General features: G+C 43.8%; 12 protein-coding genes and 1 pseudogene. 4 read left to right on the forward strand and 9 right to left on the reverse strand.

The window, feature by feature from the left end; translation table 11 throughout:
* The first annotated feature begins 148 nt into the window (after positions 1–148).
* Both dnaB and alr read left to right on the forward strand, forming a co-directional pair.
* Positions 149–1,591: a replicative DNA helicase gene (gene dnaB, locus F894_RS09445; RefSeq protein WP_005247269.1), complete on the forward strand. Its 1,443-nt coding sequence runs from the start codon at positions 149–151 to the stop codon at positions 1,589–1,591.
* Positions 1,592–1,640: 49 nt separating this feature from the next.
* Positions 1,641–2,711 (forward strand): alanine racemase, encoded by a 1,071-nt coding sequence (gene alr, locus F894_RS09450; RefSeq protein WP_005247270.1) that lies wholly within the window; start codon positions 1,641–1,643, stop codon positions 2,709–2,711.
* 47 nt (positions 2,712–2,758) lie between these two features.
* Here the strand turns inward: alr and F894_RS09455 are convergent, their stop codons facing one another.
* The 5 genes and pseudogenes from F894_RS09455 to F894_RS09475 all read right to left on the reverse strand — a co-directional run.
* Positions 2,759–3,190, reverse strand: coding sequence for a BLUF domain-containing protein (locus tag F894_RS09455; protein WP_005247271.1), 432 nt, complete (start codon positions 3,188–3,190; stop codon positions 2,759–2,761).
* 81 nt (positions 3,191–3,271) lie between these two features.
* On the reverse strand, positions 3,272–4,006 hold the full coding sequence (locus F894_RS09460; protein WP_005247272.1) for a proteasome-type protease: 735 nt from the start codon (positions 4,004–4,006) through the stop codon (positions 3,272–3,274).
* A 13-nt stretch (positions 4,007–4,019) separates the two neighbouring features.
* The gene (locus F894_RS09465; protein WP_005247273.1) at positions 4,020–4,799 is read right to left on the reverse strand and encodes a transglutaminase family protein; all 780 of its coding nucleotides are present in this window, start codon (positions 4,797–4,799) and stop codon (positions 4,020–4,022) included.
* Positions 4,796–5,398 (reverse strand): alpha-E domain-containing protein, encoded by a 603-nt coding sequence (locus tag F894_RS09470; RefSeq protein ID WP_005247275.1) that lies wholly within the window; start codon positions 5,396–5,398, stop codon positions 4,796–4,798. The genes F894_RS09465 and F894_RS09470 overlap by 4 nt, the downstream gene beginning before the upstream one ends.
* Positions 5,399–5,420: 22 nt before the next feature.
* Positions 5,421–6,866, reverse strand: a pseudogene (locus tag F894_RS09475) (circularly permuted type 2 ATP-grasp protein); the annotation flags it as partial.
* Between the two features lie 354 nt (positions 6,867–7,220).
* Here F894_RS09475 and F894_RS09480 point away from each other — a divergent pair.
* Together F894_RS09480 and F894_RS09485 are read left to right on the forward strand one after the other, a co-directional pair.
* The gene (locus F894_RS09480; protein WP_005247277.1) at positions 7,221–8,228 is read left to right on the forward strand and encodes a helix-turn-helix transcriptional regulator; all 1,008 of its coding nucleotides are present in this window, start codon (positions 7,221–7,223) and stop codon (positions 8,226–8,228) included.
* 501 nt (positions 8,229–8,729) lie between these two features.
* On the forward strand, positions 8,730–10,400 hold the full coding sequence (locus tag F894_RS09485) for an FMN-binding glutamate synthase family protein (protein WP_004645422.1): 1,671 nt from the start codon (positions 8,730–8,732) through the stop codon (positions 10,398–10,400).
* 69 nt (positions 10,401–10,469) lie between these two features.
* On the opposite strand, the gene F894_RS09490 is transcribed toward F894_RS09485, so the two are convergent.
* The 4 genes from F894_RS09490 to F894_RS09505 are packed head-to-tail and all read right to left on the reverse strand — an operon-like array spanning position 10,470 to position 14,204.
* Positions 10,470–11,513, reverse strand: coding sequence for an alpha/beta hydrolase (locus tag F894_RS09490; protein WP_005247278.1), 1,044 nt, complete (start codon positions 11,511–11,513; stop codon positions 10,470–10,472).
* Positions 11,513–12,652, reverse strand: coding sequence for a YdcF family protein (locus tag F894_RS09495; RefSeq protein WP_005247279.1), 1,140 nt, complete (start codon positions 12,650–12,652; stop codon positions 11,513–11,515). Before F894_RS09495 ends, F894_RS09490 begins: the two co-directional genes overlap by 1 nt.
* 1 nt (position 12,653) lies before the next feature.
* Complete coding sequence (gene murB, locus F894_RS09500; RefSeq protein ID WP_005247280.1) at positions 12,654–13,694, reverse strand: UDP-N-acetylmuramate dehydrogenase; 1,041 nt, start codon at positions 13,692–13,694, stop codon at positions 12,654–12,656.
* 3 nt (positions 13,695–13,697) lie between these two features.
* The gene (locus F894_RS09505) at positions 13,698–14,204 is read right to left on the reverse strand and encodes a low molecular weight protein-tyrosine-phosphatase (protein WP_004278810.1); all 507 of its coding nucleotides are present in this window, start codon (positions 14,202–14,204) and stop codon (positions 13,698–13,700) included.
* Between the last annotated feature and the right edge of the window lie 36 nt (positions 14,205–14,240).

Below are 14,240 nucleotides of genomic sequence, written 5' to 3' on the forward strand. Positions count from 1 at the left end.
ACACTGTCAAATTCATTTTATTATTCGTGTTTACAAAAAATTGCACTTCGCATTTTTGATCAGAGCGCGTATCATTTCATCTCGTAGTGAATAAACGCTATTCATCTCCGACGATATTTAACCATTGTATTTAAAATCAGGGATTTATATGTCACAGGCGAATGCCAGCAAAAAGGTAGCTACTGCTAAACCGGAAATTGTTACTGAAAATAGCAATCTCAAGGAGTTCCGTACTCCACCTCACAATTTAGCAATTGAACAGGCTGTACTTGCTGCCCTTATGACTGTGGCTGAATCTTTTGAGCAGGTCGGTGATGTGCTGACCGAAAATGATTTTTATGCCACCCGACACAAATATATTTTCCGCGCCATTGAACAGCTCTCTAAAGAAAACTCGCCTTATGATGCGGTTCTGGTGCATGACTGGCTCATCAAACAAAACTTGCTCGATGCAATTGGTGGCGAAGAATATCTGATGCAGTTAATGGCAGATTCGCCATCGAGTTTCTATAACCTGGAAACTTATGCAGGCAAAATTAAAGAATTCTCTACCCTGCGTAGTATGATTAAAGTCAGCTCTGAAATTTTACAAAATGCCTATGACACCAAAGGCCGTACTGTCAGTGAAATTCTGGATCTGGCTGAGACCAATATTTTCTCGATTGCCGAACAGCATAATAACAATGCCAAAGCGCAAGGGCCTAAGCCGATCAACTCGGTGGTCGCGGACGTATTCGACAAATTAAATGAACTGTCGCAAATGGAAGGTAGCATTACCGGTTTAACTACTGGTTTTGTGGAACTGGATAACAAAACTTCCGGCATGCAATCCGGTGACCTGATTATTGTCGCAGCGCGTCCTTCCATGGGTAAAACCACCTTTGCCATGAATCTGGTCGAAAGTGTTTTATTCAATAATAACCTGCCTGCTCTGGTCTATTCGATGGAGATGCCAGCCGACTCCATCGCCATGCGTTTGATTTCATCATTTGGTCGCGTGCATCAGGGACATTTACGTTCTGGTAAAATGGACAGTGATGAATGGTCAAAAGTCACCAGTACCATTGTGCATTTACAAGAAAAAAATCTGTATATCGATGATTCTTCTGCGCTACCACCAACAGAATTACGTGCCCGTGCGCGTCGTATTGCCAAAATGCATGGCGGAAAGCTGGGCTGTATCATGGTCGATTACTTGCAGCTGATGAAAGTACCCGGTATGGGCGATAACCGTGTCGGCGAGATCTCGGAAATCTCCCGAAGCTTAAAAGCTTTAGCGAAGGAAATGCAATGTCCGGTAATTGCCCTGTCACAGCTCAACCGATCGCTGGAAAACCGTCCAAACAAACGTCCGGTGATGTCCGACTTGCGTGAATCCGGTGCGATTGAGCAGGATGCCGACTTGATCATGTTTATTTACCGTGATGAGGTTTATAACAAGGAATCCAAGGAAGCTGGCACCGCCGAAATTATTATCGGTAAACAACGTAATGGCCCGATTGGTACCGTGCGTCTGGCATTCGAAGGTCAATATACCCGCTTTAGTAATCTCTCACCTGAGTTCTATGCTCAGTATGATGACGAAGAGTAATCAGGCTCTCGTCATCACATTTCCATCGTCCCTCTAGGAGTAATTTAGGGTGCGTCAAGCTACAGTTTATATTGACAGCGCTGCGCTGCAATATAATTTAAACCGTGTCAAACAACTTGCCCCAACCGCGAAAATCGTCAGCATGGTGAAAGCCAATGCTTATGGACACGGAGTTAAAGACTGCTTAGCAGCCTTAAGCGAAACCGATGCCTTTGGTGTTGCCTGTCTGCAAGAAGCCCTGGAAATTCGTGAATTAGGTTATTTACAGCCGATCACGCTTATCGAAGGTGTTTTTTCACCAGATGAGATGCCAATCGTAATTGAACAAAATATTGAAGTCATTGTGCATCAACAGGCACAAGTCGACTGGTTAATTGCACATAAAGATGCCTATATCGCCAAAGAACTTAAAGTCTGGGTCAAACTGAACAGCGGCATGAACCGCCTGGGCTTTAAGATTGAAGCGATCAAAGACGTAATTTATACGCTAAAAGCCGCAGGCTTTACTTGCGTGCTTGCCATGCATTTTGCCAATGCCGATGCTGAGCATCCACTGAATGATGAACAAATCCGTCAATTCTTGGAAATTAAAAATGACTGCGCGCCAATTTTAGCTTCTTGCTGTAACTCGGCTGCAATCTATAAATATCCAGAATTGCATTTTGACTATGTCCGTCCCGGAATCATGCTCTATGGCGCGACGCCTTTTGCAGACCGTGATGTACATGACCTAGATTTAAAACCGGTCATGACGTTTACAGCTGAAATTATTGCCTTGAATGATATTCAAGCGGGTGAGCATGTCGGTTATGGTTCGACGTTCACCGTAGACCAAAACATGACTTTGGCCATTGTTTCAATTGGCTATGGTGACGGTTATCCTCGCGCTTTCCCTAAACAGAACTATGTCGCAATCAATGGTCAGCAAACTCGCGTGATTGGCCGGGTTGCCATGGATATGATTGCCATTGATGTGACAGGACTAGATGTGCAATTAGGTACAGAAGTCGAACTTTGGGGTAAAACCCGTCTAGTGGATGATGTAGCGACAGCCAATGGCACGATTGGTTATGAACTATTATGCCGACTGAGCAATCGTCCACTACGCAAAGTAGTTTGATCTAATCTTAAGAGTTAAAAAAGCCCAATCTATGTTGGGCTTTTTCTTTAGGCTGACTTTTGTTCCTCGCCCTGCTCTATGCATAATTGCATTAATAAGGCATCGACATGAGTTTGCTGAAAGGCAAAAGGATTAAAGTCATCAAATCCCATTTCCCGACAGAATTGTTGGATCTGACTACGTTTGGAAATATATTTCATGGACCAGTCCGGGAAACTTGGATATTCAATTTCCTTGGTTTCAAATAGTTTAATGTCCTGATGGCGAGGATCTTTATTCAGTCGCTCTACTAACAGACTTTTTAAAGTGGGACATTCACCTTCGAGACATTGAAAAAAATGACCATCTGCGAAATACAGTACACCCGTGACTTGATGCTGGTAATTAAAATCACGAGCTTCTTTTAGGATATTCGCCAAATCTTCGAGTAAGTCAGGTTTGGGAGAAGTACTTTTACTGGCGTAACAAAATTGGTACATGCGCTAACTCCTCTATTTTTATTATGCTGAACTGCATAGAAGTTAATACTGTACGCGAAAAGCCTGAATCACGATAGGTTTTTATAAGAAATACTCATTAGAGGGAACAGGAAGTTCTGCCAGTCCTTTTTTTAAGGTCTCTGACCATTGCCGGCTTATTGACGTGAAATACTCATCATCTTCAGCAATACGCTTGCCTCTTGGCATGATCAGGCTGTCTTTTTTATAGACCAGCACATCGAGGGGCATGCCAACCGATACATTGGAACGTAGGGTCGATGCAAATGAAATCAGGGAACAGCGCAAGGCTTCATCCAGCGGCATATCATAAGTCAGCGCACGATCCAGGATCGGCTTGCCATATTTACTTTCACCAATCTGGAAATACGGCGTATCACGTGTGGCACAGATAAAGTTCCCTTGCGGATAGACATGATAAAGCTGCATATCCTGATCTTTAAGCTGCCCACCGACCAGCAGATTACAATAGTAATTGCTTTGTTCCGAAATATCGCTCGTAACATTGGCAATCACTTTTTTCAACGTACTACCTACCAGCTCAGCGACATCAAACATGGTGTGCAGACTCAAGATATTGGGTTCCTGCTTCAGTTCGAGCTGATTTTTGATATGCCCAATTACGGCTTGTGTTGTTGCCAGATTTCCGGATGCCTGTATGACGATCATACGTTCCCCAGGAATACCAAAGGTATACAACTTTCGAAATACAGAAATGTGATCTACTCCGGCATTGGTCCGGGTATCACTAATAAAAAGCATACCTTGCTCTAAACGTAGTGCACAACAATACGTCATTCATTCGTCCTTATTAACATCCTAGTACTTGAACGATGGAATGCATGGATTCCACACCGCCCTTTTCTCTGACACCTCGTACCGGTGCCACATCCCAGTAATCCCGTCCAATCGCCACATAAACATGCGAACTTGGAGTAAACAACAGATTACTGACATCAAAACAATACCATGTCTGGTCTACAAACACCTCTGCCCAAGCGTGACTGGCCAGATGCGAAGCATTTTGTGCATATAAATAACCAGAAACATAGCGTGCAGGTAAACCTAAATATTTGCACATGGCAATGAAAATATGACTATGGTCCTGACAGACGCCCTGTCTGGACTCAAAGGCATCTATTGCAGAGCCTTGCACTGAAGTACTGTTGGAAATATAAGGCACATACTCCAGCAAGGCCTGTGCCAGTCCAATCAAATGCTGACGGGTTAATGCAGGAACATGACGTTGTGCAAAGTCTTTCATTGCTGCATTACATTGTGTCGATTCGGTCGGCTGTAGAAAAAGATTGGGATTGATTGAATCATTCAGCCCACTCTGATGCGCAGGATTCAGCTCGACTATTCCTTGTGCCATGATAGTCAGGGAATGATAAGGCTCGCGCTGGCTACAGGTCATCCACAGATTATGAAATGCATCTTTCCGGATTTCTTTATTACCCGGCACACTAATATCCCAGGAATGCACCTGCTGATGCGCATTGCTCGAAGGCATCATTTTAATGTACTGAATACTGTTCCTCACCTCGGCCGTGTACATATAGTGCGTTTGGTGATTCACCATCAATTTCATACATCTGCCTCAAACAGTTGATGGATATGGTCGCTAAACTGATAGAACTGAATCCGGTTCGGTTCTGTACGCAACTGTTCCCAGTACTGTTCCAGATCATTCCAGCCCATTTCTACCAGAATTCTGACCACATAATCAATCTTGCACAGTGTGGTACTGGTTTCTTCACCCAGACGTAACTGGTGATCGAGCTGTTCTACACATTGCCCTAAACTGAAAAACAGAAAGATATCGGAGGATTCGGCTTCAAGAATATCTTCACATTCCGTCACCACTTCACAGATATAACCAGCATTTTTGTCTGCGGTTTTGATCAGTTTCATCAGTTCCGCATAGCCTGAAGCAGACAGCACCCCGCGTAATTCCTGAATATTGTCTTTGGCCATTTTAAACTGCTGGCTAAAAGACGCTACTTGCGTAGGATCAAGTACCAGCTCATTTAGGGAACTGGCATCAAAAGCAGGTAAACAAAAGGCATGGGCATACGCTACTGCCGCTTCGTCTTCTAAAAATGGAAAGCGCGCACATAAAAAATGAGTGCGAGATAAATAACGCCCTAACCAAAAAATATGTTGTGCATTGCTATTCAGCAAAACCATGACATTTTCCTTCTTTGGAATCTTATGAATGTAAATTGTCGACTACCCAGGTATCTTTGATACCGCCACCTTGTGATGAATTCACCACCAGTGAACCGGGCTGCATCGCCACGCGTGTCAAGCCACCCTGTACGATTTCAGTACGATAAGGCGAACTCAATACAAACGGGCGTAAGTCGATATGACGTTCAGCAATACCAAAATTGGTCAAAGTCGGACTAACCGATAAGTCCAAAGTGGGCTGCGCAATATATAAATGCGGCGCAGCTAAAATTTTCTCCCTGAAAGTTTCAATTTGCTGTTTAGACGCTTGTGGTCCAATGAGCATGCCATAACCGCCCGAACCCTGCGCTTCTTTCACCACCAGCTGATCCAGATGAGCCACGACATAGTCTAATTCTTCAGAATTACGACATTGATAAGTCGGAACATTTTTTAGAATTGACTGCTCGCCCAAATAAAAACGAATCATTTTGTCGACATATGGATAAACCGATTTGTCATCTGCCACACCGGTTCCCGGTGCATTGGCAATCACAACATTATTTTGCAAATAAGCTGACATCAAGCCAGCGACACCTAAAGTGCTATCCGGTTTAAAGCATAAGGGATCAAGAAACGCATCATCGACCCGTCTATAAATAACATCGACTCGTTGGCGACCACGTATGGTTTTTACATAAACCTTCGAGTCATCAACAAAAAGGTCACGTGATGTTACTAATGGCACATCCATCTCTCTTGCAAGGAAAGAATGTTCATAGTAAGCACTATTAAAACGTCCTGGGGTCAGTACCACCACAAATGGCTTGTCGACATAAGCATTTTCGATCAGAATTTCTTTTAATAATTGTGGATATTGCTCGATTCCGGCAATCTTGGACTGCTCGAATACTTTCGGCATCAGTTTTTCACTGATCTTGCGGCATTCCAGCATATAAGACACGCCAGATGGCGTTCTGAGATTATCTTCTAAGACATAAAACTCGCCCTTGGAATCACGGATCACATCGATCCCGCTAATCTGGCTATAAATCCCGCCTTTCAAGCTATGTTGATACATATGCGGCTGATAGGCTTCATGAGTTAAAATCTGCAACTCAGGAATGATATTGGCTTTTAAAATGTCCTGTTGATGATAAATATCATGTAAGAATAAATTTAGCGCCCGTACCCGTTGTGCCGAGCCTAAAGCCACCATATTCCACTGTTTCCGGTCTATGACTCGCGGAATGATATCGTAGGGAATAGTGCGTTCTACGCCTTCTTCATCGCCATAAACGGTAAAGGTAATACCGTGATGTAAAAAATGTTCTTTTGCTACCTGATTCAGTGCATTGAGTTCATCCAGTGTATGTTGTGATAACCATTCTCCCAGTCTTTGACCTGCCTGACTGGACAGCACATGTTCATCCTGCATTTCATTAAAGAACTTTGAAGATAACTGCTGCAGTAAAAGTTGTGGATTCGTTGTAGTAGATACCGCTGTAGTTTTAGTGTCTATAAAATTTTTTCCAATATTCTGGGAACTAAATTTATCAATTGTTTCAATCACATTTGTATCCTGATTTCCTTTAAGCATACAAACCCCCGTATTATCATCTATTATAATTAAATCAAAGCAATATCCATGCCATGACATCTGTATTTCAATTACCATTAATCTAATAAATGCCCAATGAACTCAATGCCATTTTCGACCAAGTTGTTTTAGAATTGTAGGACAAATGTTGCACAGAGGGACTTGCGAAAAAATGAGAGTTTTTTTATTGTGTTAAGCTAAGCCTCAATCCCCTCTTCTTTATTGCCAGCAAAATAAATTATGTCAGCACAAGAAAAAGAAACTTCAAACAGTCTATATCGCCAATGGCAAATCTTGTCGCGTCTTTCTACCGGCAAATGGATGGGAACACGTGAATTACAGGAAATCCTCAATCGTGAAGGCATCGATATCAGTCTGCGCACTATTCAACGCGACCTGAATCAGATTGCGCAACGCTTTCCCATTGAAAGCAGTAAAACCACGCCGCAAGGCTGGCGTTGGCGTTCAGATGCGCCGCTGCAAAGTTTGCCGCATATGACCAGTTCGCAAGCGGTCACTTTCATGATGGTCGAAGAACATTTAAAACATCTGCTGCCGCCGAGCCTGATCGAGGAAATGAATCCGTGGTTTGATCTGGCACGACGCAGTCTTTCTTCCCAGAACAATGTCCGGCAATGGATTAACCGCGTACGCATTGTTCCGGCCACCCAACCCCTGATTCCCCCTGTGGTAGATAAGGCCGCGCAGCAAGCGGTGTATGAAGGCCTGTTACAGGACAAACAACTGGAATGTGTGTATCAGGGCCGTGGTCATAACAGCGAAGAAAAAACCTATATTCTCAATCCTCTGGCATTGGTACAAAAAGGGTCGATCATTTATCTGGTGTGTACCCGTCATGACAAATCGGATATCCAGACCTTTGCCCTGCACCGCTTTAAATCGGCCGTGGTGCTAAATTCCCGCGCCTTGCATCCGGTCAATTTCGATATTGATGAGTATATTGATTCTGGTGCGCTGGGCTTCCGGGTGGACTTTAACCATCCTACCGAAAATGTCACGCTTAAACTCAGCATGTCAGAGTCGGATGCGCATTACTTTGAGGAAAGCCAGCTCAGTAAAGACCAGAAAATTGAAAAAATGGAAGATGGCATGTCGCTGATCACTGCTACCGTGCCATTTACCTCTCAACTGGTCTGGTGGCTGCGTAGCTTTGGTAAAAAGATTAAACATATTGAACCGAGTATTGTGGCCAATGCAGTCGCTCAACTGGATGAGGAAAACCCTTAACTACACAGGCTTCATCCAGACTCTTTTAGGTATTCCAGAATAAAAAAATCCCCAAATTGGGGACTGGAGAATTATGCTTATATTTTTGTTCTTGTTGTGGTGATCTGCCGCTGTGCCAATCTGCTTTTCTTTGACACCCCGAAATGCAGCTTGAATGAAACATCAATATTTAAAAATGACTGAGACATGAGCAAGCCAGCTCAGCATCATTAAAGCGAATGGATTTTTTGGTCATGGTTTAAGACTCCTATATAGTGAATAAACCGACTATAAAGTCATCCGCCTTACTTGTGAAATAAATAGAATGCATGTCTTTTGCAGAATTTTTCTATAGTACTTTTTCCGCAAAATTTATCTGTAATCGCTGCTGATTCATTGCTTGGCTTAATACTATTTTCGGCAAGTTTATAAAATCGAATAACAATTCTCTGCTTGTATAAGATATCTCGCTCTGCACATCATAAAGCCCTATAGAAGTAGAAATAGGGACTTAATTTTACAATGGCTAACCCTGCTCAATTAGTACGTCACAAGCTGCTTAATACTTTCTTTTCCCGCCATTCGGTCTGGTTTGCCTGCATTCTGATTGCAGTAATTTTTACTACATTTCATATCGGTTATTCACCGCGTTATATCTATTATTTTATGCCGCAAACGTTAGTGAATACCCTATGGATCCTGAGCATTCTGCTGAGTTTGCTGGGTTTGTATGATGTACTACAAAATAAGCATTCCATTCTGAAAAATTATCCCATTATGGGACATTTCCGCTTTATCTTTGAGGAATTCCGTCCCGAGATTCGTCAGTATTTTATTGAAGCCGACCGCGATGCACTGCCTTTTTCCCGTATGCAACGCAGTCTGGTGTATCAGCGGGCGAAAAATGAAAATTCAGATAAACCTTTTGGCTCGATCCTGAATGTCTATGAAGATAATTACCGCTTTGTTAGTCATTCCATCACGCCCTGCAAAGTTGCCGACCCGCAGACTTTTCGCATCCTGATTGGGAATGAGCAATGTACCCAGCCCTTTTCAGCTTCTATTTTAAATATCTCAGCCATGAGCTTTGGCAGCATGAGCGCCAATGCGATACGGGCCCTTAATCTTGGCGCTCAAAAAGGTGATTTTTTCCATGATACTGGAGAAGGCAGTATCAGTCCCTACCATCTGGAATATGGCGGTGATCTAGTCTGGGAGATTGGCAGCGGTTATTTTGGCTGCCGTACTTTAGATGGGCAGTTTGATCCGGAACGTTTTGCTGCACAAGCCAAATTACCCCAGGTAAAAATGATTGAAATCAAGCTTTCGCAAGGCGCAAAACCTGGCCACGGCGGTATTTTACCTAAAAGTAAAATTTCAGAAGAAATTGCCCAAATTCGAGGCATCAGCCGTGATCATGATTGTGTGTCTCCTTCAAGTCATCCGGCATTTAGCACACCGATTGAAATGATGCATTTTATACAAAAATTACGTGAACTTTCCAACGGAAAACCGGTCGGATTTAAGCTTTGTCTGGGCCAGCCATGGCAGTTTATGAGCATGGTCAAAGCCATGTTACATACCCAGATTTATCCGGATTTTATTGTGGTTGATGGCTCTGAAGGTGGAACCGGAGCTGCACCCATTGAATTAATTGACTATGTTGGCGCCCCTTTAAGAGAAGGTTTGCTGTTTGTACACAATACCCTGGTTGGTGCAGGATTGAGAGATAAGATCAAAATTGGTGCAAGTGGTAAAATTATTAGTGCATTCGATATTGCCAGTACGCTTGCCATTGGTGCGGATTGGGTGAACTCTGCCCGTGGTTTTATGTTTGCAGTAGGCTGTATTCAGGCACAAAGTTGTCATACCAACCAGTGCCCTGTCGGAGTCACCACCCAGGATAAAGATCGCCAGAAAGCTTTACATGTGCCGACCAAGGCAGAACGGGTGTTTCATTTCCATAAAAACACCTTGCATGCCCTATCTGAACTGATCGCTTCCGCAGGTTTAAAACACCCTTCAGCTATTAAGGCGCATCATCTGGCACAACGCGTGAATAATCACGAAATAAAGAACTTTGCGCAGATTCATTTCTGGCTGAAAGAAGGCGAATTATTGTCCTGTGAAAATAAAGATGAGGAGAACTTCTACTTCCGGATGTGGAATTTGGCCCAATTAGAAAAATTTTAATTTGATGCATTTAAAATCAAAAAAGGCGTTTAATTCAAATGCCTTTTTAAATATTCAATTTTCAATCTATCAATAATAAGTTTTGCTGCCATGTGCATGTAAAAAGGCAGGAATCAAACCCGTGAGTGCAGCACGAATATCAGCACGCTCATTGATTAACTGATGCGAACCTTCTTCTAGCATCAGCAAAGTTTGGAGCCGGAATTTACGCCGGATAAATTCGATATTATAACGCCAGTCGACAGTCTGATCCTGTGCACCCTGCGCCAGCCAGACTGGAATACGACAAGCCGGACGCGCTTCCATTTCCAGCATCCAGCGTGACATCGCTAAAATCCAGTCCATGCCCATTATTCGCGGTTGTAATGGATCTTTAAGCCGGATAAAACGCAAAAACTCCGGATTATGGTTATTGCGTCTGAAATGTCGGGGAACTTCACGTTTGATTCGGCTAATAATGCCCAATCCGACCGAATTATGCCACCAGGCAGTTTTAGCGGGACGAATCAATGGTGATAACAATAAGACTCGTTCAACAAAAGGATTTTCACGACGTTCCGCAAACTCCAGTAAATGGTGCATCCAGATCGCACCGCCGGTACTTTGCCCGATGCCAACCCAAGGTTTGGGTAATTGTGAAGCATGTTGCACATAACGATGTACGGCATGCAAAACCTGCTGATAATGATCAAAATTCTGAATGCTGGCAGGTGAACCATCACTCAGGCCATGTCCGGGCAGGTCATAGGTCAATACGCTAAAACCCTGTTCCAAAAGCTCTTTGACAATAGGCTGATAAATGCCGCTATGTTCCAGATAACCATGTAGCAGAAAAGCAGTTCCCTGAATCTTGTCAAAGCGGGTATTTTCCAGATTCGGTTCAAACACCTGTACATGCAGCCTGAATAAAGGCATCTGTACATAGCCCTGCCAGTGTTTACAAACCAGTAAATCAAAACCATAAAGCTTGCGATAGGACTGCAGCTCAATCGGCGGTTCATCACTACGATTCAGGTTTAAAGGTGGCAAGAGTTGAGGCGTAACATCCCGACTCGGAATGGGTAAATCCAGCTGTTTCAGAATGGTAGGATTTAAAAATGGGATATCAGACATTATGGCACCTCCCGACAGTCACTGGATCCAAACCACATATCGCGCATGGTCGCCAACATTTCATAATTGGCACGACGACTGTGATCATAATTTTGTGCACTTGGACGCCATCGTGTCAATGACGTTGGCATCGGCGCTTCTACCGGAATGGTTTGTATGCCATTTAACGCAAATAAACGGCGGGTACGCGGCATATGATAACGATCCGTAATCAGAATCACTGTAGGCGCTCCACCTTTCTTTTGTAATAATAATGAACTGAAACGGGTATTTTCACAGGTGTTCATGCTGCGATCTTCCAGTAATTTGGCATCGACACCATGATTTTTTAACCAGCGCTGCATATACGGTGCTTCGACCCCACTCAGAACAATCGGTAACTGGTAATGTTTCTCTACTGCCAGCGTGGTTTCCAGACGTAGTCGCGTATAGTTATTGACGATGATCTCTTTGCCTTGGTCATCTAGGGTTAAGCCACCACCCAATACCACAATCGCATAAGGCTGAGAGCGATTCGCCGGTTTAGCCTGCTGTTGCTCTTGTAGTAAAGCCAAGTCCTGCTGGATTTCCTCTCCATCGGTTTCCTGTACCGAACTGGCTTCACCCTGCTCAAGTGGATGCGTCGTCAGAAACTCCATATATTGCTCAATACGTTCCTTGTTTTTACTACTGTCCCACTCCAACAATTCCCGGACATTTGCTGTCGGATCGGCTGGTTCTGCATCTTCCTGTGAGGACAATAAGGGCACCTGAGCAGGTGGACTTTGCTCTGCTTTTTGATCTTGCTGTTCGCGCTGATATTCTTCAATCACCTGCTGCAGTGCTTTATAACGTGCCTGAATCAACATGAGGTTGGCCGAGTTATTTTGCTGGATATCCTGTTCCATGACCTTTAAATACGCCTGACGGGCAATCCACAAATCAGAGCCAGGTTCCAGATTTTCATGTTCGCTGAGTGCAGCCATTTTCTGGCTTTGAGCCGCGACTTCATTTAGCTCTAAGGAGACAAACTGGTTTAAGCCCTTGACGATCATTTTTGAGTAAAAAGGCGTATAAACCAACACCAGTAGACAGCCGCATAGCACAAACAGTCCAGTGACAATTTGTAGCAAACGTACCATCCAATGGGTGTTTTTCATGTTATTCCTCTTCCTGATGAGAACGGATCAAGCCATTTTTATCGAACAATACAGGTTCAGGCTCCAGCATTAGACTAAATTTTTCCCAAACTGACTGTTGTACTGCACGATACGTTTTACGAACATCGGTGAGAGAGGCTTGACCATAATTCACCAAGACCAATGCCTGTTTGTGAAACATGCCGACAGGCCCCAACTGTTTACCCTTCCAGCCCGCCTGATCAATCAGCCAGCCCGCTGCTAGTTTAACTTGAGCATTGGCTTGTTGGTAATGGGGTAAATTCGGGAAAGATACAGCAATTTGGTCAGAGACCGCCTGATCAACCACTGGATTTTTAAAGAAGCTACCCACGTTGGGAAATTCTTGCGGATCAGGTAATTTGCTCTGACGAATCTGAATGACCTGTTGCTGCAAGTTTTCTGCTGTGAGCTGATCACCGACCGCAGTCTTCAGGTCACCGTAATTCAGTTTCAAATCTGGCTGTTTAAGTAATCTAAAAGTCACATGGGTAATCACATAACGGTTAGGATCATCTTTAAAAATACTATGCCGGTAGGCAAATTGACAGTCTGCTGCCTGAATCGAGGCAAATTGTTTCAGCTGACGGTCATAGACCTCGACGGAATCGATAAACTCGCCGACTTCAACGCCATAAGCGCCAATATTCTGTACTGGCGAAGCACCGACACGTCCAGGAATCAGGGCCAAATTTTGTAAACCATACAGACCTTGTGCTGTAGTCCAGAGCACGAAGTCATGCCAGCCTTGTCCGCCGCCTACACGTAAACGTTGCGACTGATCATCAGCATCCAGCATTTCAATGCCTTGAATATCCATATGCAGAACTAGCGCATCAATCTGCTCCGGCAACAACATATTACTGCCGCCTGACAGGATCAGCAAATTGAGTTGCTGCTGTTCCGCAAAATCCAGTGCAGTTAGCAGATCAGCGGTGGATTGAATCTGAGCATAGTGCGAAGCAACTGCTTCTAAATTTAAGGTATTAAAAGGTTTAAGTTGAACCTGGGTTTGAATCTGCATCGCTTAAACCTTGTGTAAATTCTGTTTAAAAATCTCAATCCAGGCCTGGCTGCTGGACTCACACTGATCAAGCACCCGTTCAAAGCCATCCGCTTCGCCATAATAAGGATCCGGTAAGGCCTGTTTCGGATAGGTCTGATCATGTTCACTCATCAATGCCACACGTGCACGTACATGACCAAACTGAGTTTCTGCCAGACGCTGTATGTTCTGGATATTGGATAAATTCTCCAGATCCATCGCCAGAATCAGATCATAATCAATAAAATCATGCGGAATAAGTTGACGTGCGCGAAGTGCTGAAAGGTCATAGCCACGTTTCAGCGCATGCTGCTGGCTACGCAAGTCCGGTGCCTTGCCCGGATGATAATTACTGGTTCCGGCAGAATCGACCACAATATTCAGTTGCTGTTCATCACAATAATGTCTGAGTACAACTTCTGCCGTGGGAGAGCGGCAAATATTTCCCAAACAAACACATAACACCTTGTATGGCGTTCTGGATGACATAAACAACCTCAGAGCTACTTTATTTTAAGGATTCTT

The organism is Acinetobacter sp. CIP 51.11 (assembly GCF_000369665.1).
GTDB lineage: Bacteria > Pseudomonadota > Gammaproteobacteria > Pseudomonadales > Moraxellaceae > Acinetobacter > Acinetobacter lwoffii_S.